This window comes from Halomonas sp. AOP25-F1-15 (assembly GCF_052378675.1).
In the GTDB taxonomy this organism is placed as follows: Bacteria; Pseudomonadota; Gammaproteobacteria; order Pseudomonadales; family Halomonadaceae; genus Vreelandella; species Vreelandella casei.
Map to the genome: position 1 here is coordinate 317,390 of NZ_JBQSXV010000004.1, position 25,629 is coordinate 343,018.

Here is a 25,629-nt window from a genome sequence, read left to right on the forward strand (position 1 = left end):
AACCCTATCCTTTACTAATCAGTGATGCGCTCGGCGGCGTCGCGATTACCCACGGAAACTGCTTAACGTAATCGCTCGAAAATTGCGTAATGGCTTCTGCATGCTGGCGGGTCATATCAATATCATCCCACCCATTGAGCAACTTGGTCCGCCACACGGGGCTAATTGAAAAACTAACCTCTACCTCGGCAACGCGAATGATCTGCGTCTCCAGGTCAACGTTGATCGCGGCTGGTGTATCGCCCAGCGCTGATAGCAGGCGCTCGGCGTCATCTTCTTCCACAACGGCGGGCAGCAAGCCATTATTAACGGCGTTGGATGAAAAGATATCGCCAAAGCTCGGCGCTATTACGCAGCGGAATCCGTAATCCACCAGGGCATACACTGCGGCCTCCCGGGACGAGCCCGCACCGAAGTTACGGCGGCTCACCATCACCTGGGCACCACCGGCGTGAGGGCGATGTAAAATAAATTCAGGGTCGGGGTTATCGCGTTCATCGTGACGAATGTCATAAAGCAAAAACTGCCCATAGCCGACGCTGCGCGGCTCTTTCATAAAGCGCGCAGGAATCAGTTGATCGGTATCCACGTTAGCGGCAGCCAGGGCAACACCAAGGGTGTCTAATACGGTAATCGGTTGCATTAATACGCTCCTGAAGCCTGAACGTTTGAACCAGTGCCAGCAGGCAGTGCACGTATATCGGCTAGCCGCCCACTGACTGCCGCCGCCGCCACCATCGCAGGCGACATCAAATGCGTGCGCGCGCCAGGCCCTTGCCGGCCTTTAAAGTTACGGTTGGTCGTCGAGGCACAGCGCTCACCGCTGGCCACCAAATCACCGTTCATACCCACGCACATGGAACAGCCCGAATGGCGCCACTCAAGCCCTGCATCGATAAAAATTCGATCTAACCCTTCAGCTTCAGCCTGGGTTTTGACTAGCGTTGAGCCCGGCGACACCATGCCCGGCACGAGGCTTTTATGGCCGGCGAGAACCGCCGCCGCTGCGCGCAGGTCTTCAATACGCGCATTGGTGCATGAGCCAATAAAGATTCGGTCAATCGTGATATCAGTCAGCTTTTGCCCTGGCGTTAACCCCATGTAGGCTAAGCTTTCGCGAGCTTGGCGTGCTTTTGCCGGGTCGCTAAGCTGCTCAGGATCCGGCACCGAGTGATCAATTGGCAGCGCCTCTTCGGGCGAAACGCCCCAGGTGACGGTCGGTGAGATGTCATCGGCGTGTAGCGTTACTTCAAGATCAAAGCGAGCATCTGGGGCGCTATAAAGCGTTGACCAATAAGCGCAGGCCTGGTCGAAAGTGTCGCCTTGTGGGCACCACGGACGATCGCGCAGATAGTCGAATGTCGTTTGGTCCGGAGCAATCATGCCGCAGCGGCCACCGCCCTCAATGGAAAGGTTGCACAGCGTCAGACGCGCTTCCATTGAAAGCGAGCGGATCGCTTCGCCCGCGTACTCAATGGCATAGCCGCGGGCGCCGTCAGCGCCCAGGCGCGCAATCCAGGTCAGCGCGATATCTTTGGCGGTGATGCCCTCTGCTAATTGACCTTCAACGGTAATCCGCATCACCTTGGGCTTACTTTGCCACAGGGTTTGCGTCGCCAGTACATGGGCCACTTCCGAGGCGCCAATGCCAAACGCGATGCTGCCAAAGGCGCCATGGGTGGCGGTGTGGCTGTCACCGCAGACCATCACCATGCCCGGCTGGGTAAGCCCTTGCTCGGGGCCCAGCACGTGCACAATCCCCTGGCGCGGGTCGTCCAGGCCGAACAGCGTCACCCCATGCTGCTGAGTATTGTGAGACAGCTGCTCAATCATTGAGCGCACTTTGGGATCGGCAACCCCGGCCAGATCGCGAGCCAGCGTTGGCACATAGTGATCCGCAATACCAAAGGTTAAATCGGGCCGCGCAACGGGTAGCTGGCGCTCAGCGAGCTTATTGAAGGCGTGAAAGGAGCCCTCATGAACAAAGTGGCGGTCGATCCACAGCAGGCTTTGACCGCTTTCACTGCAGTGCACCTCGTGGGCGCGCCAAACTTTGTCAAACAGCGTTGTTGGGGTACTCATTATCGTCGCTCGTTGCCTCGGCCTTCGTTGGACTTATCTTAACCACCCCAATACAACTAGCGCAATTCAATAACACCGGTCAAATGTATTTTTTACAATTTTAAATCTGTATTAATTTTAATACATTAAAATTAAACCACTTCTTTACTCATCTTTTCCGCCCGTTGGCATCCCTCCCACCTTTGGCTCCCAGTAGCGAGAGTTATCGTCACCGTTACGCTCTAGATCAATCTGGAAGCGATAGCGATCCGGACGATACAGCGCATCCAAGTGCTCCACACCCTGCCCCTGCTCATCGTAAACCACGCGGGTGAGCGCGATCAGCGGCGAGCCCACGGCTACGTCCAGCGCCTCTGCGACTTCGTGGCTGGCCAGCGTCGCGGAAATAGACTGGGAAGCGTGGTCAACCTTCACCCCGCTGCGCTCTAACAGCACAAACAGTGGCGTATGGGCTAAATCCATTTCGTTGTAGTGCAGGGCAATAGCTTCTGGCACATGGGTCACCAGGTGCGAAAACGGCTTGCCGTCAACCATGCGCACACGTACCGAGCGCTGTACTTTGCCGCTCTGCGCCATACCCAGGCGTTCACGCACCGTCTCAGGCGGCAGCACATAGGCAAACTCCAGCAGCCGCACTTGGGAGGCCTGGCTCATCTTGACCATGTTGGGCATCAGGTTAGACACGCTGGCGGTCATCACCGTGGCATCCAGCGGCTGCTCCAACACCACCGTACCCACCCCCGCCTTACGCTCGACTAATCCCATTGCCTGAAGCGCTTCCATCGCTCGCCGCACGGTTACCCGCGAAACGCCATGCTGCTCGGCCAGCTTGTTTTCACCAGGCAACTTACTGCCCGCGGACAGCCGACCGCTCAAAATTGCGTCTTTCAACAGCAGGTAAATTCGGTGTGATTTAGTGCCGCCCACCGCAGAGGGTTGTGCCTCACTCATCCACGCCTCTCCTCAGTATATTGTTCAAAAAAATCATATTAGGCTTGACGCAGGGATAATAATAGACATAAAAATGTATTACATATAATACATATCGAAAGATGATTAATAACACCATTGCGGTCGTTTGAACGCCATTATTACAGAACCCGTACCCGTAAGTATCGCGCGCTTCATGTTTGCAAATACGGGGGCTTTAAATACATGGCTTCAAATGAGCCGCGGGCATTAAGAGAATCAACGATGTCTGACGCAGAAAATCACAACGCCGAGCAGGTGCGTGCTTTCTTGAGCGCCATGGAGGCCCGCGACCTAGCCGGCGCTGAGCACTACCTCGCGGCTAACGTTGTGATGCAGTTTCCTGGCGCAGCGCCCATGCAGCGGCTACGCGAGGTCGTTGAATGGGCACAAACACGCTATCGCCGGGTGAGCAAAACCTTTCACACGGTCGATTTATGTACGCATCCCTGCCAGTGCGTGGTGATTTGCCACGGCGAGCTAGCAGTGCAATGGCTAGATGGCAGCACGTCAACCGGCGTGCGCTTTATTGATCGCTTTGAACTCATCGATGGGCTGATTAGCCGCCAGGACGTTTGGAACGACTTGGCACTGATTCGCCGCCTACCCTAACAATCAAGAGATACTTATGACGCGCCAACATACGCCTTTATCCCCTGCTGGACACCAGCCAAGCTCGCTTAAACAGCAGTTGCAAGATGCCTCGATTGTGGTCGCCCCTGGCGTGTTTGATGCGCTCGGCGCGTCTCTCGCCGAGCAGGCAGGCTTCGAGAGCGTTTATCTCTCTGGCGCCAGCCTGGCCTATACCCAGCTGGGACGCCCGGATATTGGCCTGCTCAGCATTACCGAAATTTGCGCGGCGATGTCGCATATTCGAGAACGGACCAATCTGTCGGTAGTGGTCGATTGTGATACCGGCTTTGGCAACGCTATGAACGTCATGCGTAGCGTACGCTTGCTGGAGCGCTCGGGCGCCAATGCCATTCAGCTTGAGGATCAAACGTACCCGAAACGCTGCGGCCACTTGCGCGGTAAAACGCTGGTCTCCAAAAGCGAAATGGTCGGTAAATTGCATGCAGCATTAGATGCCCGTGACAGCGATAGCACGCTGATCATCGGGCGTACCGATGCGCTGGGCGTAGAAGGTACCGACAGCGCCATTGAACGCGCTCAGGCCTATTATGAAGCGGGCGTCGATATGCTATTTATCGAAGGCATCCGCAGCGATGAAGACATCAGCAAGATCATGGCGCAGTTCAAAGGCAAAGTGCCGATTATGGCCAATATGGTGGAAGGCGGAGATACGCCGCTGCAGAACGCTCAGGCACTCGAAGCACTCGGCTTTTCGCTGGTGATTTTCCCTGGCGCATTAGTCCGGGCCATTACGCACATGGCTAGCCGCTTCTTCGCCACGCTTAAACAGGATGGCACTACCGATGCTTTCCGCGACCAAATGCTCGATTTCAAACAGCTTAACGATTATTTAGGCACCGAGGCGATGCTCGAACTTGGCCAGCAATACGATAATCGCTAAACGCTAATAATTAACAGGAAACGACGATGCAGACCACCGACAAAACGGCGAAAGAAATTTTTAACGACGTCATGGCCAACCCGCAGCGAGTGCCGTTTGGCTTTGGTAACAAAGCGGTACTGGTGAACGTCGATCCGCAAAAAGCCTACACCCGCACGGACCTGTTCAAAACCGCTTACGAAACCGACCCCAAGCAGCTGGAATACACTAACCAGCTTGCCAACGGCTTCCGGGCACGGGGTTGGCCGGTGGTCTGGACCCACGTCGCGTTTTTGGATTCTGCTGACGATGCGGGCGTGTGGGGCACACGTACCGACACGCCGGATTCGCTGCAGAATATCAAATACGATTCTGAGCGCGCCGAGTTTGACGAGCGCTGCGAGATCGACCGCAGCCGCGACGTGATCTACACCAAACGCATGCCGTCGGCCTTTTTCGAAACGCCGCTGCAGTCACTGCTAGTGTGGCATCAAGTTGATACCGTGATTATCACCGGCGGATCCACCTCTGGCTGTATTCGTGCCACAGCGGTGGAAAGCTTATCGCGGGGCTATCGCACCATCGTGCCAATGGAGTGCGTATCCGATAAACACGAAAGCTACCACTACGCCAACCTGACCGACCTGCACCTTAAATATGCCGACGTACTGCCCGCCGCTGAGGTATTAGCGTGGCTGGAAGGTAATGAGCAATAAGAGGAGCCGGTTATGAAAGAGTCATTAGGCGTTTACGATTACTGGGCCTACGACCAGCGACCCAAAATCGAGTGGCCGGGAGGCGCCAAGGTGGCCTTCTGGGTAGCCCCTAATATTGAATATTACGAGCTTGATCCGCCACTGAATCCGCAGCGTAATCCTTGGCCGCACCCGCATCCATCGGTGCCGGGCTACAGTATTCGCGATTACGGCAACCGGGTGGGCCATCAGCGCCAAATGGCGCTGCTTGAGAAATACGGCATTCGCGGCTCGGTGTCACTTTCCGTGGCGCTATGTGATCACCATCCTGAAATTATCCAGATGTGCAAAGAGCGTGACTGGGAGTTCTTCAGCCACGGCATTTACAACACCCGCTACACCTACGGCCTCAGCGAAGACCAAGAGCGGGCAATGATCCGCGACAGTATGGAAACGATTCATCGCCATACCGGCCAGGCCTGCGCAGGGTATCTGGCACCGGCACTCTCCCACTCAGAGCGCACCCTGGATCTATTTGCCGAAGTGGGCGAAGAGCTATTCGGCGACAAAGGTGGGGTTTACACCTGTGATCTATTTCACGACGACCAGCCGACGCCGGTCAGCGTTCGCTCCGGCAAGCGGTTTATCTCCATGCCCTACTCGCTGGAGATGAACGACACCATCGTCTATGCGGTGAATAAAGTAGAGCCGCGCCAGTATACCACCATGCTCAAGCGCCACTTTGATCGCTTGTACGCCGAGGGCGCGGAGTCCGGCACGGTGATGTGCATTCCCACCCACAACTACCAAGTGAGTTGCCCGCACCGAATCAAGGCGTTTGAAGAGGCGCTTGAATACATCACCGGCCACCCGGATGTGTGGGTTGCCACCGGGCGCGAGATTGCCGATTACTATCTAGCCAATTATTACGACGCCGCCCTCGACAGCATGAAGGCCCAGGCCGCCACCGCACGCAAACAGGGGTAACGCTATGGCGCTTAACGACGACTATCTCGACTACCCTCTGCGCCGCCACGGCTACGACCACGAGCACTATGCGTGGTCGATGCTGAGCGACCGCGCGCCGGTCACTTGGCCCGAGGGCAAAACCCTTGCGGTGTGGATCAACATTTCACTGCAGTTCTACCCGTTAAATCAGCGCGGCAAACCGTTCAAAGTCCCCAACGGCATGACCATGCCCTACCCGGACCTACGCCATTTTTCACTGCGCGATTACGGCAACCGCGTGGGGATCTATCGCGTTCTCAAGGCGCTGGCAGCGCACAACATCACACCGACTTTTGCGATGAATGCGCAGCTAGCCGAGCAGACGCCCTATTTAGTGCAGCGCCTCAAAGAGCACGGCGGTGAATTTATTGCCCACGGCTGGAACATGGATCACCTGCACTACGGCGGCTTACCGATTGAAGAAGAGGCCGAGCTGGTCAAGCGCTCGGTTGAGACGCTGCAGCGTGTGACCGGCCAACCTGTACGCGGCTGGCTGAGCCCTGCCAAGCATCAGAGCTTCAACACGCTCGACCTGCTGGCCGAAAACGGCATTGAGTACTGCGCCGACTGGGTCAACGACGATATGCCCTATGTTTGTCACCAACAGCCTGGCCATAACAGCACGGGCAGCTTGACCATGATGCCGCTGGCCACCGAAATCGAAGACCAGTTTGTGATGAGCCAGAACCTGCACTCAGAAGATGCCTGGGTGACGCAGGTCAAAGATGCGTTTGATTTCCTGCTGGAAGAATCTCAGCAGCAGGGTGGGCGCTTATTTGCCCTCAATCTTCATCCTTGGCTTGTTGGCCAACCCCACCGCATTGCCTGTTTAGAAGAAGTGCTGGCCCATATCAGCGGGCATTCAGCGGTGTGGCAAGCACCGGCGGGCGACATTCTCGATGCGTTTAACGCCGCTCAATGCCACGCAAAGGGAGTAACCCGCTGATGGCGATCCTTCCTTACGCCCACGATACGTTTGACGCCCACCTGCCGCTGGTCATTATTGGCGCAGGCGCCTGCGGCCTAGTCGCAGCGCTGGCGGCGCAAGAGGCGGGCGTGGAGCTGATGGTATTGGAGCGCGACCCGCTCCCACGTGGCAGCACCGCGATGTCATCAGGCTTTATTCCCGCTGCTGATACGCACTTTCAGCACGCACTCGGGGTAAGTGACTCGCCCGACGTGATGGCGGAGGATATTCAGAAGAAGAATGGCTTCGAAGCAGACCCTGCCATTGTCGAGCTGCTCGCCCACCAATCCGGCCCCACCATCGAGTGGCTCGCCGACCAGCACCATATACCGTTCGAGCTGGTGGACGGTTTTCTCTACCCAGGCCATAGCCAGCTGCGCATGCACGCCACGCCACGGCGCACAGGCGAAGAGCTGATGGGCGCGCTGCTCAACGCCAGCGAGGCGGCGGGCATTGATATTGTTACCCAGGCACGCGTGGTCGATCTGCACGTTGATAGCACTCAACGGGTGCGCGGTGTAACGTTAGAACGCCCGGACGGCAGCCGTGAAAGCATCGGCTGCGACGCGTTAATCTTGGCCTGCAATGGCTATGGCGGGAATGTGGAACTCGTGGAGCGCTACCTTCCGACGCTCAAGAATGCGCTTTACTACGGCCATGAGGGTAACCAGGGCGACGCACTGCTGTGGGGCCAGGCGATGGGCGCCAGTACCAAAGATTTAGGCGCTTGTCAGGGGCATGGATCGCTGGCAACGCCCCATCAGATTTTGATTAGCTGGGCACTCATGATGCAGGGTGGTATCCAGGTTAATCTAAGCGGAGAGCGCTTCTCCAACGAGCACGGCGGCTACTCCGAACAGGCCGCCAAGGTCTTGGCGCAGCCCGAGAAAATGGCCTGGAACCTGTTTGATGCGCGCATTGACGAATCTGCCCTGGCCTTCGAGGACTATCGCAACGCGCTTGAAAGCGGCGCGGTAAGACGCTTTGCAAGCCTGGAAGCGCTGGCGGAAGATCTCAAGCTGCCCCTCAATGCGCTCCAAGCGACGTTTGCTGACATGCATCAACTGGCAGAACAGCAAACCTCTGATAGGTTTGGTCGCCGCTTTGAGCCTGCCAACTTGCTCAAGCCACCCTACTACGCCATCCGCGTCACCGGGGCGCTTTTTCATACTCAAGGGGGATTAGAAGTAAACCGCCAAGCCCGCGTGCTCAATACCCAAGGCCAAGCGCTTCCCAACCTATTCGCCGCCGGCGGTGCCGCACGCGGCGTTTCAGGTTCAAACGACAGCGGCTACCTTTCCGGCAATGGGCTGCTTAGTGCGGTGGTGCTGGGTGCAGTGGCGGGTAAAAGTGCCGCTGAATTGCTGCGCTTAAAGCTAAGCTCGGCCGTCTTGCCCTAGAGGCCATGCCCTAGCCGCCCGCCCAGCCTCTGCTCTGCCCACTGACGCACATCAGGATAACCACGCTGCTCAAAGACCGCGAAGCCGTTAAGACTTCGTGCTTTGAGCGGTGTAAAAATCGGCATGGTTAGCCCGCACAAAAAATGCGCCAGCCGCTGTGCATTTGGCGGTTGGCCGAACTGTTCGGCGTGTCGCTCAATGAAGGGCACGGCGTAGCGTGTGAAGTCGTTATCCGACAGCGCCGGCTGCGGCGATGAGTCCGGTAGGCGCACAGGGTTGCCGTAGCACACCGAACAGTGCCCGCAGCGATCCTGCCCAGTAAAGGTGCTATCTCCAAAATGCTGCGCCAGCCGCCGGGTTAAGCAGCTTTGCGATTCAAATAGCGCCAGCATTGAATGCAGCCGCTCAATCTCCGTGCGTTCTCGCGTTAGGCATTCGTCATACAGCTGGCGGGCCAATGCTTCAATCGCGATCTCTGGCTGGCAAATCTCATACACGTCGGTCATTCGCTTGCCTTCCAGCGTCAGCCAACCTTTGTCCTGGAAGTACTCAAGGGCCGTAATGACCCGGGCGCGCGAGGCGTCAATCTGCTGCGCCTGCCCTGCGCTGTGCAGGCGTTCAAAATCGACCGTGCCCCATGTCCGCGCCACAGGAACATTGTCGATGATAAGCCGCACAAAAGCCGCGCGTTCGCCTTCAAAACGGCTAGCCAGAGCACCCGGCTCACTGTAGTAGCGAAGCCGATAGTCAGCTAAGAAGGCAAAGCGCGGCGCAATAATGCCGTGCATTTCTAGCCGCACCAGCAGCGTTTTCAGCGGTAATAAGCGGATATTGGCATCACGAGAAAGCGTATTAAGCAGCACTTCCCACTGACGGTCTGGCGAGCTTCCAGCCGCCACAATCTCTTCCAGCAAACGGTAGATACCGGCATATTCAGGGGTATCACCGTAAACGAAGTTTTCTAGTACCTGCAGGCCATCGCGCCCGGCCATGGTCAGGCAGGTGGAGGGCTGGCCGTCGCGGCCAGCCCGGCCAATTTCTTGGCTATAATTTTCAATCGATTTGGGTAAGTCAAAGTGCACCACGTTGCGAATATTGCCCTTATCGATCCCCATACCAAAAGCAATCGTGGCGACGATACAGGGCGATTCGCCGCCCATAAACTGGCGCTGAATCTCATCGCGACGCTGTGAATCCAGCCCCGCATGATAGGCCTGCGCAGCAATGCCCTGGGCCGCCAGCGCTTTCGCCACGCGCTCGGCAGTCTGTTGAAGAGTGACGTAAATGATCGTCGGCGCCTCGCTCCCCGGCTGCATCTGTGGCTTCAGCCAGCTAACCAACTGCTGCTCGCGGTCTTGCAGGGCGGGCGCTACCAGAAGCTCAAGATTAGGGCGATAAAAGCCGGTAGTAATGACGTTGTCTGGCGCGATGGCGAACTTATCGCGCATATCGGCAATCACCACAGGTGTTGCGGTAGCGGTCAGCAGCAGCACCTGGGGAATAGCAAAGTCGCGCTGATAATCCGGCAGCTTAAGGTAGTCCGGCCGAAAGTTATGCCCCCACTCAGACAGGCAGTGGGCTTCATCAACCACTAACAGCGAGGTCTGAACCTGGCGCAAAAAGTGCCGAAAGCGCTCATTTTTAAGCCGCTCTACCGAGATCATGAGGATTTTTAACTCACCGCTTTTAGCGCGCTCCATTATATCGCGCGCAGTCTCGCGGTCTTGAGTGGAATCAATGCTGGCCGCTGCCACGCCGTGGCGCGTTAGAAACGCCAGCTGATCCTGCATGAGCGCCAGCAGCGGCGATACCACCAGGGTTAAGTGCGGCAAGTGCAGCGCCGGCAGCTGATAGCAAAGCGACTTGCCCGCACCGGTGGCGAAAATCGCCGCGGTAGAGTGCCCCTCCAGTACGCGTGACACCACCGCCTGCTGGCCGCCCCGAAAGTCGTCAAACCCAAATACGGCTTTCAGCGTTTGTTGCGGAGAAGTTGAAGTCATGCATCTTCCTAAAGTGGGGTGACGTCTTGGGGTAACACGCTACCGGGTTCAAGACGCTTTCACCAACGAAAGACACGACCCTAAAAATAATAAGTACCCATGCAGTTGCGCTGACGCTAGCCCCAATTCACGCCATCTAGGGCATCCAAGGGGATTTTAAGATAGCGCTTGCCGTTGGCCTCAGGCTCCGGCAAACGGCCACCCAGCGTATTCACCTGCAGCGCGTGAAGAATAAGCTTGGGCATTGGCAGTTCACTATCGCGCTTATGACGCAGAGCAATGTAGTCGTCGGCGCTTTTGCCCACTACGTGTGGGTTATGAGCGCGCTGCTCCGCGACACTGCTTTCCCATTCAGGGTCGCGCTCGCCCGGCATATAATCGTGGCCGGTGAAAAGGCGCGTTTTACTGGGCAGTGCAAGAATTTGCTGGATAGAGTCCCACAACGACTTTGCATCGCCGCCAGGAAAGTCAGCCCGCGCGGTACCGAAATCAGGCTGAAACAGGGTGTCGTGAACAAACGCAGTGTCGCCAATCACGTAAGTAATCGATGCCAGCGTATGGCCCGGAGAATGCAGTACTTGGGCGCTTAGCTCGCCAATGTGAAACGTGTCGCCTGCGGCAAACAGCGTGTCCCACTGGCGGCCATCGGTAGGCATTTCAGGCCAGTGATAGATGTCCTTCCACAACGCCTGCACGCTGGTAATGTGCTGACCAATGGCCGTCGGCGCGCCGGTTTTGTGTCTTAAATACTGCGCGGCAGAAAAGTGGTCGGCGTGAGGGTGAGTATCTAAAATCCATGTGACCGTGAGCTGCTGCTCTTCTATATAGGCTAATAACGCGTCAGCACAGAAAGTCGCTGTCGCGCCAGATTTCTCATCAAAATCCAACACCGGGTCAATAATCGCGCACTGCCGGGTGGCCGGATCGCTCACGATGTATTGAACGCTAAAAGTACGGGAATCAAAAAACCCCGCCACATCGGGTGTGCCTGCACCTGTGCTTTGAGAAAGTGCAAAGGTCTTCATGCTTGCCTCCTAAATGCGTGTACCACTGCGCGGTGAAACCTAGCGTCCGCGCAAAAATATTCGTTATAAACATATCTAATTATGGAATATAAGCAATAGCACGTATAAAAATGCCGCCTACCTGACGTCAGGTGGCGGCGACAAAATAGCGGACTTAGAGAATTGAACTCACGCAGACTAAAACGCTTTTTCCAGCGCGAAGCGTGGCTGCGTGCGGCCTTCTTTAGTGACGGTTTCAGTGAACATCTCAAGCGGGCGCACCCACAGGCCGTAGTCGCCGTAAAGGGCGCGGTAAACCACCTGCCACTCTTCGCTTTCGCTATGCTGGCCGGTGCCGATGACTTCGTAAAGGCTGCCTTTGTAATGGCGATAGATGCCGGGAACGGGAGCGGTCATGGTAATTCCTTATGGGCGGCATGGGCTTTTTTAGCGAGGCGTTCGAGCACTTTTGAGGCGGCGACAAAGCCAAAGGTGCCGGTCAAAAAGGTGACGGCGCCAAAGCCTGACGCGCAATCTAATCGCGTCGCTTCACCACTGCCGGGCTTTTGCAGGCATACCTCACCGTCACCGCTGGGATACACCAATTGCTCGTCGGAGTAGACACACTCTACCGAGAAGCGCCGCTTGGGATTGCGGGAGAAACCGTAGTCACGGCGCAGTCGTGAACGCACTTTAGATAACAGCGGGTCGTGCTCGGTGCGGGTAAGGTCAGCGACCTGAATGCGCGTTGGGTCGGTTTGCCCGCCGGCGGCGCCGGTCACGGTAATCGGAATCTTGCGGCGCTTGCACCAGGCGATGAGCGCGGCCTTGGCGATCACGCTGTCGATGGCATCTACCACATGGTCGGCGTCATCCGGGATGCGCTCGGCGAGATTGGTGGGCGTTACAAAAGCGCTGTCGGCAACGATCTCGATCTCAGGCGCAATCAGACGGCACCGGCTTGCCAGCACGTCTACCTTGGGTTGGCCAATGGTGCCATCCAGCGCGTGGAGTTGGCGGTTAACGTTGGAAACACACACATCGTCTAGGTCGATCAACGTAAGCTTGCCAATCCCGGAGCGCGCCAGCGCCTCAACGGCCCAGCTGCCCACCCCGCCGACACCCACCACCACCACGTGAGCATGACGAAACACGTCAACAGCGCGCTGGCCGTAAAGACGACGAATCCCGCCAAAGCGAGCGTCGTAATCGGCAGAGGCTGGCAGGTTGGTAGCTGAAATCGCGGAGAACATAGCGGGATCACTCATAGCGCTTGGAGGGCGGAAAGCGGTGTGTGAGGTGGCGTACGCACACTATCCAGCGGTAAGTGTCCGGCCCAGCCAAGATGATTAAACAGCGCGACCATGGTGTCGTCCACGGCGCAACTTAACTGTACGCGTTTATCCAACATCGGATGATCGAAGGCTAAATAAGTGGCGGCTAGCAGTAAACGTGGTGCGCCCAGCTGCTCGGCAAAAAAACGATTGTGGACACTTTTGCCATGTTTGGCATCGCCAATAATGGGATAGCCTCGCCGAGAAAGATGGCGGCGAATCTGATGGCGACGTCCGGTCAGCGGCCTCGCCTCCACCAGCGAGTAACGCGCCACCGAATAGCGGTCGACCTGAACAGGCAGTTCGACACTATCCAGGCGGCGAATATCAGTCATCGCGGGCATTGCGGGCATTTCCGCCTTAGGCCGCGTGCCGTCCTCTTCCCGCAGCGGATAGTCTAAACGCTCGCTTTCAGGGGCATTGCCACGTACCACGGCGAGGTAACGTTTCTCGACCTGGCGCTCACTAAAGGCCTCGCTGAGCAGCCCCGCCACTGCGGATGAAAGCGCAAATACAATCACGCCAGAGGTAGGCCGATCCAACCGATGAACGGGATACACCCGCTTGCCAAGCTGGTCGCGCAACCGCTGGAGCAGGAACTCTGTTTCGCCACGCGCTAGCGCCGAGCGATGCACTAAAAGCCCCGATGGCTTATGCACCGCAACGAGATACTCATCCTGATAGAGGATAGTGAGTGGCGTCATAACGCTCCCCGGTAAAAGCTAGCGACAAAAACGGTCTAGAACGGTTATCTAAGAACTATTTACACAAACTATTTACACAAACTATTTACACAAACTATTTACACAAACTATTTACACAAACTGTTTATAAAAACTGCTTATAAAAATAGGACGCCATTGTCGCGGCTTGGCAGCGAGATGTCATCCGCTCGATACGATAAACCTTTTAGCTATTTATCGTTATGTTATATGATTACATAAATGATCAATAAGGAGTTCCTGATGAAACGCTCTTCTGTGGCATGGCTGGCTAGCTGAGCACAGGATGAGCCATCGCCTGGCAGACATCAGGTAACGGCCCTGAGTAGCGCTTTACATCGTTCGTTGGCATAGTGGTGGTGTGGCAGCTACCTTAAATGGGCAACGCTGTCACAGCGTTTCCATGGATTAGGAAGGAGAAATTACTATGCGCTATATAGCTTCGCTTACCGGCATTGCCGCCTCATTACTGCTCGCAAGTACAGCGGCGCAGGCTAACGAAACGCTTGACGTTGAGATGCATAAAGTCAGCGTTGACGGTGTTGAAGAGTCGATTGGCACCGTTTCACTCGAAAGCACCGAGCACGGTTTATTGCTAACCCCGTCACTCACGGATATGGAGTCCGGTGTTTACGGTTTCCACGTTCACCAGAACGCCAACTGCGATCCTGCCGAGAATGACGACGGCGAAATGACCGCGGCGCAAGCCGCCGGCGGCCACTATGACCCGGAAGAAACGGATACCCACCTAGGCCCCTACGGCGAAGGCCATTTGGGTGACCTACCGGTGCTAACGGTCAATGAGGATGGTGAAGCCAACCTCCCCGTGCTGGCACCGCGCCTAAGCATGGAAGATATGCCGGGCCGTAGCATAATGATCCACGCAGGCGGCGATACCTATAAGGATGAGCCCCACCTTGGCGGTGGCGGCGCTCGCATGGCCTGCGGTGTCGTTGAGTCTTAAGACAAGCGTTCACTTCGGCATCAAAAACGGGCAGCCACGGGCTGCCCGTTTTATTGACGGTTTATCGAAAATCACCAACTAAAGTCTAGCTGTGATCTACGGGCCTTATCTGTACATTCATCCCGGTTTAAACGCACCTGCTGGTGTGCCAGCATGCTAGTAAGCGTCTTGCCGACTCCGGCTAATCCCTCTAACTGCTCTAGGTACCTTAGATGATCACCTTTATTGTATCGATCCTGCTGCTAATTGCGGGCTACTTTACCTACGGGAAGTTCGTTGAGCGCGTGTTCGTGACCGACCGCAAACGACGCACACCAGCCTTCACCATGCGCGATGACATCGACTACGTGCCGATGAATACCACGCGTAACTCACTCATTCAGCTATTAAACATTGCCGGCGTAGGGCCGATTTTTGGACCGATTCTTGGCGCGCTTTACGGCCCGGTTGCCTTTGTATGGATTGTGGTCGGCTGCATCTTTGCCGGTGCCGTGCACGATTATCTAACCGGCATGATCTCAATTCGTAACCACGGTGCTCACTTACCACAGCTAGCGGGCAAATTTCTCGGCAAAGCGATGAAGCACGTCGTTAATGCTTTTGCCATTTTGCTACTGCTGCTGGTCGGCACGGTCTTTGTCACCTCTCCCGCTGCGCTGCTGGCGAATATGACCTCACTGTCGATGACGCTGATTATCGTGGCCATCTTTATTTACTACTTAATCGCGACACTGCTGCCGATCGATAAAGTCATCGGCCGTATTTATCCTTACTTTGGTGCGCTACTGCTGTTCAGTGCGGCCGGTATCGGCATTGGCTTGATTGTCACCGGCGCGCCCATTCCTGAGCTATCTTTCGAGAACATGCATCCTGAAGCAGCTCCTATCTTCCCGCTGCTGTTTTTAACGATCTCCTGTGGTGCACTTTCCGGCTTTCATGCTACTCAAACACCGATCATTTCGCGCACCACGCAAAACGAAACGAATGGACGTAAAATTTTCTACGGCATGATGATCACTGAAGGCGTGATCGCGATGATTTGGGCCGCCGCCGCTATGAGCCTGTTCTACGGCGACCAAACGCTGTCCGACGTACTTGCCGCCGGAGGCCCTGCCGCTGTCGTTAGCGAAGTTTCTACCACCATGCTCGGCGCTGTAGGCGGTACGCTGGCCATACTCGGCGTTATCGTGCTGCCGATCACCTCTGGTGACACCGCTTTCCGCAGCGCGCGGATGATTATCGCCGACTACGTTAAAGTCGATCAAAAGCCGATGATTAAGCGCATTCTGGTGGCCCTACCGCTGTTTGTTGTCTCCTATGCACTAACGCATATGGACTTCACGCTGCTATGGCGCTACTTCTCCTGGGCGAACCAAACCACTGCGGTTATTGCCCTGTGGGTAGGCACCATGTACTTAGTGCTGTCGCGTAAGCCTCATTTGATCACCTCGATTCCAGCCACCTTTATGACCATGGCGACCTTCACCTACCTAGCCTACGCGCCGATTGGCTTTGGCCTGCCGCTTAATACCAGCTACTTTGTGGCGGCGTTAGGAACACTGCTCTGCATTGCGCTATTTATGAAACGTGTTCGTCGCTTAAGCCGCACCACGTTTGCGGTTGATGAGCCAGCAGAGAAATTTGGTACGGGTGACGATGGTTTCGCTACCGCCACAAAATAACTGCCTATAGATAGACGGCAAACAGCCGACTAATAACGATTAAGCGCTGATTTTTTCAGCGCTTTTTTTATGTCTTCTTATGGTCCATTTGGCACTGCCCTATAATTTTTTGTATTGAGACTAATATTGCCGCAGCAACAAGAAATGATATACCATAACAATTACTAATAGCTTAGCCGCTTTACTAGAGATGTTATCAATGTGCAGCGATCATGTTTTATCCGTGCGTGGCCTGCGCATTCAAATTGGCCGACACCCGGTGGTTGATGGCCTCTCGTTTGACGTATTACCTGGCGAGCGTGTTTGCCTGCTAGGCGCATCCGGGTCGGGTAAATCGTTCACTGCTAAAGCGGTGCTGGGTCTCTTACCTCCCAACGCCCAGGTGCAGGGCAGCATCCGCATTCAGGGCCGAGAGGTTATTCAAACGCCCGCCGCGCGGCGTCGAAAAGATACTCGGGTGTCGATGGTATTTCAGGATTCGCTCTCGGCGCTCAATCCCTTGGTCTCGGTAGGCTCTCAATTACGTGAGCCGTTTTCGCGCCATCATTGCCTATCGCGCAAAGCTGCCGATCAAGCCGCCGTGGCCCTGCTGGGGGCCATGGGCTTGGATGACCCTCAGCGGCTGATCAAGCGAACCCCAGCTGAGCTTTCCGGCGGCCAGCGCCAGCGTGTCTGCATTGCGCTGGCGATGGCCTGTAAAACCTCGCTGATGGTCGCCGATGAGCCCACCACCGCGCTAGATGTGGTCACCCAGGCCCAGGTACTGCGGGCGTTACGTGAACATACGGACACCGCACATAGCGCGCTGCTATTTATTACCCACGACCTTCACGCTGCAGCGCAGCTTTGCAAGCGAGCCGTAATTATTGAGCGTGGTGTCATGATCGAAAGCGGCGCGCTGGACACTCTGATTACAGCTCCTCAGCATCGTTTCACTCAGGAACTGGTAGCCGCCGCCCACAGCGTACATCCGACCGAACTAACGAATGCGGCCGAGCTAATGCCCGTTGACTACTTAAAGAGTGCCTAGATGCAGCGCGCAACCCCCTTTAATGGCCGAGTCGTTTTAAATGACCTCGCGGTGGTGAGCGAAAAAACTGCTTTCCTCTCGGCACGTGGGCTCAATAAGAGCGTTTCACTGCCTCGCGAGGTGTTCTGGCGGGCATGCAAGCGCAAGCAGGTAATGAGCGATATCGACCTGGCGCTTTATCCCGGCGAACGCGTGGGGTTGGTGGGCCTATCCGGCTCGGGTAAAACCACGTTATTGCGCTCACTTTTAGCAATTGAAGCCCCCGATACCGGCTCGGTTACCTGTCAGCAGAAAGCTGTACGCCCCGCCTCTACGGCCAAGCTCAGGTGGTACCGTCAAGCGGTTCAATATATCCCCCAGGACCCGGCCTCCTCGCTTGACCCGCGGATGAGCGTTCGCGCCTTGGTCGCTGAGCCGCTGATTAGACTCAAGGTTGATTGCGATCCGGTTGAACGCGCTTGCGAAGCGTTAGAGCAGGTTGGTCTGGATGCGCATTTTCTGGATCGCAAGCCTCATGAGTTGTCTGGCGGCCAGGCTCAGCGAGTAGCGATTGCCCGCGCCATTGCTACTCGCCCGCGCTTTTTATTGGCCGATGAGCCGCTCAGCGGCCTCGACCTGCCGGTTCGCACCCAGGTTATCAACGTACTCAAACAGCTTTGCGATGAGAACGGCACTGGGCTGTTGATGGTGTCGCATGACTTATCAGTCGTTGCCGAGCTGTGCCAGCGCACGCTGGTGATGGATGACGGCAGCATTGTTGAAGACCGCCCCACCGCTGAGCTATGGCGTAACCCTCGCCATCCGGTCACGCGGGACTTGATTAATGCCGTCTCCCAACTGCCTACCTGTGCTTATCCAGACTGCAACGCCGCTGAGGTAGAAGCACTCTTATAAACGTGCGAGGTAAACCGCCAGAGACTTTTTAACCCCATTCGCCCGGCACAGCGCTTAGGCATTGACCTAGCGCGTTTGGGCAATCGCTTGCCTGTTAGCCACTTTACTTAGGAGAGTTTTCAATGTTACGCCGCCCGCTTCGTCTTTCCCTACCCTTTGCCCTGGCTGCTCCTTTACTGCTTGCCGGTTGTTTTGAAGAACAGCGCGACACCATCTCATCGGATGTTGGCCCGCGTATTAATGTGGCCATGCTTCAGCCACCCCGCTCGGGGTTAACGCCGCTATCCGACGATGCGTTTAAGCTGTCGCGCTGGAGCAATGCAGAAACCCTGATTCGCCTGGATGCCAACAGCGACCCCCAGCCATTTCTGGCCACCGAGTGGCAACAACTTGACCCGAAAACCTGGCGGTTTCTCATTCGCGACGGCGTAGCGTTTCACGATGGCACAGCGCTAACAGCCAATGCCGTGGTGAATTCGCTCACCGCAGCCACTCAGGCAACCCCGAAGCCGCGCATTCTAGACGGGGTCACTATGACCATCGAAACCGATGGCGATAACGCGGTGATTGTGCACACAGAAGAAGACGATCCGCTGATTCCTAACCGGCTTTCCAGCCCACAGCTGGCGATTTTAGCCGCCAAAGCCTACGGGGATGATGGCCGGGTCAATCCTATCGAAGCAGGCACTGGCCCGTTCGTTTTGAAAGAGATCAACGGTACCACCAGCGCCAAGCTTGACCGCTTTGAGGGTTACTGGGGCGAGCCTGCGGCAGCGGCCGGTATTGATGCCGACTACGTCCCCGATGGTACCGCGCGGGCAGCGTCATTAAGAACCGGCGTGGCGGATGTGGTTGAAGCTATCCCGGTATCGCAGGCCGCTCTTCTCGACCCTGAGCGTGTTCATGAAGTGCCTATGCCGCGTACCAATACGCTCTATCTCAACACTCAGTCTGGCCCGCTGGCTGACCCGGCTCTGCGCGCGGCGATACGTGAAGCGATTGATCGCCCTTCGATTGTAAACACCGTCTATGAAGGCCGTGCCGATATTGCCGAGGGCTTGCTAGGCCCGGCGCTTGCCTGGGCGAGCGGTATTCGCACGCCGATAGAGGATCTTACAGCGCCCACCGCGCCGAACGGTACCGAGATTACCCTAGCCACCTTTACCGACCGCGCAGAGCTTCCCGAAGTCGCCGTTCTGCTGGAACAGCAGCTAACCCGCGCCGGCTTTAACGTTCGCCAGGAAGTGCGTGAGTACGCGCATATCGAAGCAGACGCACTGGCGGGTGAATTCGATGCGTTTATTCTCTCTCGGGCGACGGTACTCGACTCCGGCGATCCGGTGGCCTACATGTTTAGCGACTTCGCCTGCGCGGGCTCTTTTAATATCGCCCAACTGTGCGACCCAGCCGTAGATGAGGCGCTAGCCACCGCTGCCGTTCTGCCCACTGGCGAAGCACGACGCCAAGCGATTATCGATGCAGAAACGGCCATTTTGCGTACCGATGCGGCGATTCCCATGCTGCATGAGCGCGTTATTCAGGGCGAATCGGCACGCGTTGCCAATGCCGAACGCGATCCGCGCGAGCGTATGCTGATCACCGAAAAAACCATGTTCAACAACGATAGCGAGTCCTAAGGGCACATCACGAATGACGACCGCGATACCGTTGCGCTTGTGGCGCCGCCTGCGCATTGAACCCTTTATCCCGCTGATCTCGCGCCTGGTAACATTGGCGGGCGTGGTGGTTCTGGTCGGGCTGCTGCCGTGGCTATCAGGACGGGACCCTGCGCTGAGTATTCTGCGAGCGCGTTCTGCCGAACAAGAGGCAACGCCCGAAGCTTTGGCAGCCATTCGTGCCCAGCTTGGCCTTGAGCTTGGCCCGCTTGAACAGCTGCAAAGCTGGCTGATAGGGTTAATGCGTGGCGATGCGGGCAACTCCTGGATATCTGGCGCGCCCGTACTGCCGGGCATGTTAAAAAGCGCGCAGGTATCGGTCACGTTAATGGCGTTTGGCATGCTGGTAGCAGTTATCACGGCCACTCTTATTTGCGTGCCGGTGGTTCGTCGCGGCCTTAACGGCCGGGTCAGCCGCTCATCCGGCGCGGTTGGCGCAACGCTGACAGCTCTGCCTGAGTTTTTGCTCGCGTCCATACTGCTGGTCATTTTTGCCGCCTGGCTCAACTGGCTGCCACCTTACGGCTGGCGCGGTTTAAGCTATGCCGTACTGCCTGCCTTGGCGCTAGGCTTACCGGCAGGCGGCTTGCTGGGTCGGCTGTTTAGCGATGGTCTGGCGGCGACGTTTACCGAGCGCTGGGTGGCCACCTGGAGCGTGGCGGGTTTTTCACGCAGCCGGATTACCTTGGCAACACTGCGACGAACCCTACCTAGCCTTATGCCTCAGGTGGGCATGGTGATGGTAGGCTTAACCGGTGGTGCGATTGCCGTCGAGCAGGTGTTTTCTATTCCAGGGCTTGGTCGGGCAACGCTGGGAGCAGCAGCGGCGCAGGACATGCCTGCGCTTCAAACCGGGATTCTTATTCTACTGGTGATTGCGATTGTGCTGGGCAGCTTGGCCAACATTGGCCGCGCGCTGCTGCTAGGGCGTGCGTTTCGGCTGGGCGCACTGCCGGTGGCGCATAGCGAGCGACATGCCCAGCGAGGGGCATGGGTAGTACCCTCGGTGGCCATCGCCCTGCTATGTGTGCTGGTGGTTGCAGGGATGACACGTGACCCGTTTACCTCATTGTTTATGCGTCTTGAGCCGCCAAGCTGGGCACTGCCACTAGGCGCGGACGGAACGGGACGGGATATTCTGGCACGCGTTGCTCACGGGGCGCTTTCCACCATGGGGATGGCCGTTGCCGTTGTCTGCTTGTCGCTGGTGCTCGGGCTTCTCATGGGCTTGGCGCCAAGGCTTGCAACCGGTCCGATTGAAATCACCAAGGCTACTCCGCCCACGATTGCGGGGCTTATCGTGGCGGGGCTGGCAGGGCCTAGCGCCAGCGGCGCCATTATTGCCGTAACAGCGGTTGCCTGGGCACCGCTGGCGGCCCATACGGCAGCGCTGGTTGCCGAAGTCAAAGCCCAACCCCACGTGCGGATTACGCCTATTTTAGGCGTCGGCCATTTTCGCTTGATGAGCCGTTATGTGTTGCCAGCAGTACTTGGCCCGGTGTTTCGCCATGCCATGCTGCGCTTACCAGGAGTGGCGCTCGCCCTTGCGGCATTGGGCTTTCTGGGCCTTGGCCCACGCCCGCCGTCACCTGAGTGGGGGCTAATACTGGCCGAAGGCATGCCCTATATCGAGCGTGGGCCCTGGACGGTGCTTATCCCTGCGCTGGCGCTGATTCTGCTTTCCATCCTCGCCGTATCGCTTTCAAGCATTGTCGGCGTCAGGAAAGTATCACGTTGACTATATGGAGCAACCATCAGTGGAATTAGCCTGTAATCCCGTTTTGCTTTTAGCACGTTTTATATAACAATCTGGATTGCTGTAAATAGCAGGCTATTCGATACAAAAACAGGCGCCTCCTGCATCCTATGACTAGCCCACGCTCGAGCGAATGCTCCGTTGTTGTGCTGCTGTTGTTATTACCGTTGGTAGGTAATTAGCGCAATTTTGCATATCAATTAACAGGCGTTATTAGCTCATTACCTTCTGTGAAGGCAAGAATATTGGCGTACTGCAAGTCCCCCATGGATTCGCGCGTATTAATAGTACCCGAACCTTGATGGGGCTGAAGCAAGACATTTTCTTGATCGCACAACCGCGGATCTACATGCGGCTCAGTTGCAAAGACATCAAGCGCAGCGCCCGCTAAAAATCCGCCTTGCAGACGCTGAATTAGCGCATCCTCATCAATCACCGTGCCTCTGGAAACATTGATCACAACGGCATCGCTAGGTAATGCACTGAGTACCTCAGCCGATACGAAATGGCGAGTTTCATCTCCACCCACTATCGTTACAAACAGAACATCCACCGAGCGTGCTAGATCGATGGCATCGGCATGATAAACCCAATCAGAAGGTACTTGTTTGGCCTGACGTGATTGGTAATGCACGGTGGTTTTGAACGCTACCATGCGGTCAGCAATTTCCTTACCTATCCGCCCCATTCCTAATATGCCAACACGCAGACCGCTGGTATGTGCATTCAGCGGAAATGAGCCAATACGCGCCCAGTCTCCGCTGCGCACCCAGCGATCACCAGCAATAAGGCGACGCTTGAGGGCCAAATACATTCCGACGGCCAAATCAGCGACATCATCATTTAGCACGTTGGGCGTATTAGTCACCGTGATACCGCGGCTCGTAGCCGCGTCGATATCGATATCGTCGTAACCCACACCAAAGTTGGCAATCAGACGCAAGCTGGGAAGCGCATCCATTTCAGCAGCACCAAAAGGTGAGTGACCATGACAGGCAACTGCTGCACAGGCCTTCCGCTCGTCGCTAGCGAGCCTCATCAACTGCTGCGGAGTATCAACAGAGCACGTGGTAAAACGAGTTTCTAGCCGTTCACGCTGTTGGGGAGAATAAGCACCTACTAGGATTATATTAGATCGGGGCATATATACAGTTTCATCCTTCTGAATAAGCATTAACGGGCACCGGCAGCAACAATGATTCGATCACTTGTTAGCTCGATCAAGTAACCCTTCTCGTTCGATAGCAAGAGTCTGCTCGCGCGTACGCCGGTGCAGCACGCCTAGCGAGGTTAGTGCCGTATCCGCATCGGCCTCAGCGATTGCCCGCATGATTTCCACGTGGGGAGGTCCCGTATCAGCTAGGCCCAAATCCGCGAACTGTGACAAGAAAAAGCCAATTCGGCGCGATACCGCATGCAATGGCATGATGGTCTTAGCAGCAACAGCGTGCCTGGCTGCTTCACACACTCGTTCGTTAAAACGCTTATCAATCTGTGAGAAAGCTACGTTATCGGCACTTTTTAAGGCCTTTTCGGCCTGATCGGCCATACGCAGGAACTCTTGCCGTTGGCTATCGCTAGCCAGTTGGCTCGCGCGCCTGATAAGCAACCCTTCAACATGCTGGCGAACGTCTAAAGCCTCAAGAGCTGTCGTCGTATCAATCGGCTGGATAAAAATCCCCTGCCTGGGCAGAACGCTAAGCAAATAGTCTTGCTTAAGTCTTAATAGCGCTTCCCGAATGGGTGTTCGACCCATATCGAGCCGCTCGCAGAGTGCCTGCTCCGTCAGAATCTCTCCCGGTACTAGGGTCAATGTAACGATCATCTCTTCGATGATCGTATAGGCCTCCTCTGCACGCGAGAAAAGCGTTGATATAGTAGAACCGTAAGATCCGTTCATGTTGATTTAACTCTGCCTTTATTGCGACGTAGAAGCGCTAGCAAGGGAGGAACCACCCAGATAGCGATAGTGATTACTGCTAGAGCCAAGGCGATAGGACGACTGAAGAAGACCAGCATATCGCCATTTGATTTTACCAATGTATTAAGAAAATTCTCTTCAACGATGGGAGCCAATACGACGCCGAGAATCGCTGGCGCAAGCGGAAAACCATTTTCTTCCATGAAAAAGCCAAGTATACCGGCGCACAGCATTGTCACGACGGCAAACACCGTATTCTCCACCGCGAACGCACCGATAATGCAAGCCGCGATGATTAAGGGCATTAAAATCGTTCGCGGCACGGCTAGAATGTGCCTGAAAATACGGATCGCAAGATAGCCAAACGGTACAATCAGAATATTGGCGAGTAAGAAGGCAAGAAATACTGCGGTGATAAGATCACCTTGCGTCAGAAAAACGGTAGGCCCTGGGTTAAGCCCTTTCATATAAAGGACGCCTATAATCACAGCTGTCAGGCTGTCACCAGGAATACCAAACACTGTGGCCGGGACGAGAGCTCCACCAATCGACGCATTATTGGCAGCACTGGCTGATGCTATGCCATCGACGATTCCAGTGCCGAATTTTTCCGGGTGACGGGATTGTTTCTTCGTGCTGGCATAAGCGATATAAGAGGCAATGTCAGCTCCAGCCCCCGGAATAGCGCCGACCAGAGTCCCAATGCCGCAACCCTGCAGTATCTGAAACCCCATGCGCTTAATCTCAGACAGCACTCCCCGAAAAACATCATCTAACTTGCCTACCGGTGCAAGCTCATCGCCCTTTGGCGACAGCGCAAATCGAAAGACTTCTGATAAGGCAAATAAACCGATGAGCACCGGTATAAAGCCTAGCCCGCCGGAGAGATATTCCGTGCCGAAGGCGAAACGAGGCTGTCCAGATACCGGGTCAAGGCCTACCATTGCAATCAACAAACCAAGGCTTAAGGAAACAACTCCCTTAGCGGTTGAGCCCTGAGAGACGGCAATCGCTGCGGTCAGACCCATGCAAGCCAACCAGAAATACTCAACTGAGCTAAACTGCAGGGCTAAATTCCCTAATGAGGGCGCTGCAAAAATCAATACGATGCTGCCGAATATCCCACCTATTGACGAGCATACTAAGCCTGTTCCCAGAGCGAGCCCTGCCTGCCCCTTCTGAGTCATTCTGTAGGATTCATCAACATAAGCTGCGGAAGCTGGTGTTCCAGGAATACGTAACAGTGCGCCGGGAATATCTCCCGAAAAAATACCCATAGCGCAGAGAGTGACAACGCCTGCTAGCGCGGGCACAGGATCCAAGAAGTAACTGACGGGAACCATTAGGGCGACCGCCATCGCAGCGGAAAACCCGGGAATAGCGCCAATCACGAGCCCATAAAGAGCGCACGCGAGCATGACACCAAGTGTTGTGGGCGTGAACAATAACGCTAGAGCATTCATTACCATGTCAGAGTCCCCGCGAATGGTGTTAACAGGCCCCAAGGCAACTGCACCGACATTAACTGATAAAAAAAGCTATGGAAGGCGATGCTACCAATAACAGCAATGCCCAGATCTCGACCAAGACGGCGGTGGAAATAAAACAATAATGAAAAAAGCACCAGCGGCATCGTTACCAAAAAACCCAGAATTTTGACGGTAAAGATATAAAAAAGAATAACGGCAATCACAAAGCCAATGGTTAATAGCGATTTCCATACATCCTGATCACTATCGATGCGCACCCAAGTAGCTATCTTGCCTTGGCTGGAAACAATCCGCTTCGCCAGTACAGACAACCCACATATAACAAGCACAATACCGATCAAGGTAGGAAAGAAGCCCGGCCCATAATCGATAAACTGCAGTGTCGGTAACTGTTGAGCAAAAAAAATGACCATGCTGCCGAAGCAGATAATGAGTAGCCCACTGATACTGTCGTCGAATTTCAAAGCGATGACTCCAAGTACGACTGTCTGAACTGCGGCGGCACTTAGGCATGCCGCCGGC

At 55.7% G+C, this 25,629-nt stretch carries 24 protein-coding genes; 12 read left to right on the plus strand and 12 right to left on the minus strand.

Annotated features, from left to right (window positions below):
- Positions 1-4 precede the first annotated feature (4 nt).
- The 3 genes from leuD to ACT3TF_RS09810 all read right to left on the minus strand — a co-directional run bounded on the left by leuD (position 5) and on the right by ACT3TF_RS09810 (position 3,033).
- Positions 5-643 (minus strand): 3-isopropylmalate dehydratase small subunit, encoded by a 639-nt coding sequence (gene leuD / locus ACT3TF_RS09800; protein ID WP_441686873.1) that lies wholly within the window; start codon positions 641-643, stop codon positions 5-7.
- Positions 643-2,082, minus strand: coding sequence for a 3-isopropylmalate dehydratase large subunit (gene leuC / locus ACT3TF_RS09805; RefSeq protein ID WP_444672139.1), 1,440 nt, complete (start codon positions 2,080-2,082; stop codon positions 643-645). Before leuC ends, leuD begins: the two co-directional genes overlap by 1 nt.
- A 144-nt stretch (positions 2,083-2,226) precedes the next feature.
- On the minus strand, positions 2,227-3,033 hold the full coding sequence (locus tag ACT3TF_RS09810; RefSeq protein ID WP_441683902.1) for a GntR family transcriptional regulator: 807 nt from the start codon (positions 3,031-3,033) through the stop codon (positions 2,227-2,229).
- Positions 3,034-3,276: 243 nt separating this feature from the next.
- On the opposite strand from ACT3TF_RS09810, the gene ACT3TF_RS09815 reads away from it, so the two are divergent.
- From ACT3TF_RS09815 to ACT3TF_RS09840, 6 genes are read left to right on the plus strand one after another with little or no spacing between them, the layout of a single operon-like run.
- Positions 3,277-3,663: a nuclear transport factor 2 family protein gene (locus ACT3TF_RS09815; protein ID WP_441683904.1), complete on the plus strand. Its 387-nt coding sequence runs from the start codon at positions 3,277-3,279 to the stop codon at positions 3,661-3,663.
- A 16-nt stretch (positions 3,664-3,679) separates the two neighbouring features.
- Entirely contained in the window at positions 3,680-4,585 is a 906-nt protein-coding gene (locus ACT3TF_RS09820) for an isocitrate lyase/PEP mutase family protein (protein ID WP_444672140.1), read from the plus strand.
- A 26-nt stretch (positions 4,586-4,611) separates the two neighbouring features.
- Positions 4,612-5,280 carry an isochorismatase family protein gene (locus ACT3TF_RS09825; protein ID WP_444672141.1) on the plus strand — a complete coding sequence of 223 codons (669 nt, stop codon included), beginning with the start codon at positions 4,612-4,614 and terminating at the stop codon, positions 5,278-5,280.
- A gap of 12 nt (positions 5,281-5,292) precedes the next feature.
- Positions 5,293-6,246, plus strand: a complete 954-nt coding sequence (locus ACT3TF_RS09830) for a polysaccharide deacetylase family protein (RefSeq protein WP_441683908.1) — start codon at positions 5,293-5,295, stop codon at positions 6,244-6,246.
- 4 nt (positions 6,247-6,250) lie between these two features.
- Positions 6,251-7,213, plus strand: a complete 963-nt coding sequence (locus ACT3TF_RS09835; protein WP_444672142.1) for a polysaccharide deacetylase family protein — start codon at positions 6,251-6,253, stop codon at positions 7,211-7,213.
- Entirely contained in the window at positions 7,213-8,634 is a 1,422-nt protein-coding gene (locus ACT3TF_RS09840; protein WP_444672143.1) for an FAD-dependent oxidoreductase, read from the plus strand. Before ACT3TF_RS09835 ends, ACT3TF_RS09840 begins: the two co-directional genes overlap by 1 nt.
- Here ACT3TF_RS09840 and ACT3TF_RS09845 read toward each other — a convergent pair.
- The 5 genes from ACT3TF_RS09845 to ACT3TF_RS09865 form a co-directional block, all read right to left on the minus strand.
- Positions 8,631-10,634 (minus strand): RecQ family ATP-dependent DNA helicase, encoded by a 2,004-nt coding sequence (locus tag ACT3TF_RS09845; RefSeq protein WP_444672144.1) that lies wholly within the window; start codon positions 10,632-10,634, stop codon positions 8,631-8,633. The genes ACT3TF_RS09840 and ACT3TF_RS09845 overlap by 4 nt on opposite strands.
- Before the next feature lie 116 nt (positions 10,635-10,750).
- On the minus strand, positions 10,751-11,659 hold the full coding sequence (locus tag ACT3TF_RS09850) for an MBL fold metallo-hydrolase (protein WP_096282120.1): 909 nt from the start codon (positions 11,657-11,659) through the stop codon (positions 10,751-10,753).
- Between the two features lie 177 nt (positions 11,660-11,836).
- Complete coding sequence (locus ACT3TF_RS09855; RefSeq protein WP_096282121.1) at positions 11,837-12,055, minus strand: DUF1653 domain-containing protein; 219 nt, start codon at positions 12,053-12,055, stop codon at positions 11,837-11,839.
- Positions 12,052-12,891 carry a tRNA cyclic N6-threonylcarbamoyladenosine(37) synthase TcdA gene (gene tcdA, locus ACT3TF_RS09860; RefSeq protein ID WP_444672197.1) on the minus strand — a complete coding sequence of 280 codons (840 nt, stop codon included), beginning with the start codon at positions 12,889-12,891 and terminating at the stop codon, positions 12,052-12,054. The genes ACT3TF_RS09855 and tcdA overlap by 4 nt, the downstream gene beginning before the upstream one ends.
- 11 nt (positions 12,892-12,902) lie before the next feature.
- Positions 12,903-13,676, minus strand: a complete 774-nt coding sequence (locus ACT3TF_RS09865) for a pseudouridine synthase (protein ID WP_096282123.1) — start codon at positions 13,674-13,676, stop codon at positions 12,903-12,905.
- Positions 13,677-14,121: 445 nt separating this feature from the next.
- Here ACT3TF_RS09865 and sodC point away from each other — a divergent pair, with 445 nt between their 5' ends.
- From sodC to ACT3TF_RS09895, 6 genes are all read left to right on the plus strand, one after another.
- Positions 14,122-14,658 carry a superoxide dismutase [Cu-Zn] SodC gene (gene sodC / locus ACT3TF_RS09870; protein WP_444672145.1) on the plus strand — a complete coding sequence of 179 codons (537 nt, stop codon included), beginning with the start codon at positions 14,122-14,124 and terminating at the stop codon, positions 14,656-14,658.
- A 212-nt stretch (positions 14,659-14,870) separates the two neighbouring features.
- Positions 14,871-16,340, plus strand: a complete 1,470-nt coding sequence (locus ACT3TF_RS09875; RefSeq protein WP_444672146.1) for a carbon starvation CstA family protein — start codon at positions 14,871-14,873, stop codon at positions 16,338-16,340.
- A 199-nt stretch (positions 16,341-16,539) separates the two neighbouring features.
- Entirely contained in the window at positions 16,540-17,370 is an 831-nt protein-coding gene (locus tag ACT3TF_RS09880; RefSeq protein WP_444672147.1) for an ABC transporter ATP-binding protein, read from the plus strand.
- Positions 17,371-18,264, plus strand: coding sequence for an ABC transporter ATP-binding protein (locus ACT3TF_RS09885; protein WP_444672148.1), 894 nt, complete (start codon positions 17,371-17,373; stop codon positions 18,262-18,264). It abuts the gene before it with no gap.
- A gap of 122 nt (positions 18,265-18,386) precedes the next feature.
- Complete coding sequence (locus ACT3TF_RS09890; protein ID WP_096282128.1) at positions 18,387-19,901, plus strand: ABC transporter substrate-binding protein; 1,515 nt, start codon at positions 18,387-18,389, stop codon at positions 19,899-19,901.
- A 13-nt stretch (positions 19,902-19,914) separates the two neighbouring features.
- Positions 19,915-21,678: an ABC transporter permease subunit gene (locus tag ACT3TF_RS09895; RefSeq protein WP_441683927.1), complete on the plus strand. Its 1,764-nt coding sequence runs from the start codon at positions 19,915-19,917 to the stop codon at positions 21,676-21,678.
- Positions 21,679-21,892: 214 nt separating this feature from the next.
- On the opposite strand, the gene ACT3TF_RS09900 is transcribed toward ACT3TF_RS09895, so the two are convergent.
- From ACT3TF_RS09900 to ACT3TF_RS09915, 4 genes are read right to left on the minus strand one after another with little or no spacing between them, the layout of a single operon-like run.
- Entirely contained in the window at positions 21,893-22,840 is a 948-nt protein-coding gene (locus ACT3TF_RS09900) for a 2-hydroxyacid dehydrogenase (RefSeq protein WP_096282436.1), read from the minus strand.
- A gap of 60 nt (positions 22,841-22,900) precedes the next feature.
- Entirely contained in the window at positions 22,901-23,596 is a 696-nt protein-coding gene (locus tag ACT3TF_RS09905) for a GntR family transcriptional regulator (protein ID WP_444672149.1), read from the minus strand.
- The gene (locus ACT3TF_RS09910; RefSeq protein ID WP_096282131.1) at positions 23,593-25,086 is read right to left on the minus strand and encodes a tripartite tricarboxylate transporter permease; all 1,494 of its coding nucleotides are present in this window, start codon (positions 25,084-25,086) and stop codon (positions 23,593-23,595) included. The genes ACT3TF_RS09905 and ACT3TF_RS09910 overlap by 4 nt, the downstream gene beginning before the upstream one ends.
- On the minus strand, positions 25,080-25,571 hold the full coding sequence (locus ACT3TF_RS09915) for a tripartite tricarboxylate transporter TctB family protein (protein WP_096282132.1): 492 nt from the start codon (positions 25,569-25,571) through the stop codon (positions 25,080-25,082). Before ACT3TF_RS09915 ends, ACT3TF_RS09910 begins: the two co-directional genes overlap by 7 nt.
- Positions 25,572-25,629 lie beyond the last annotated feature (58 nt).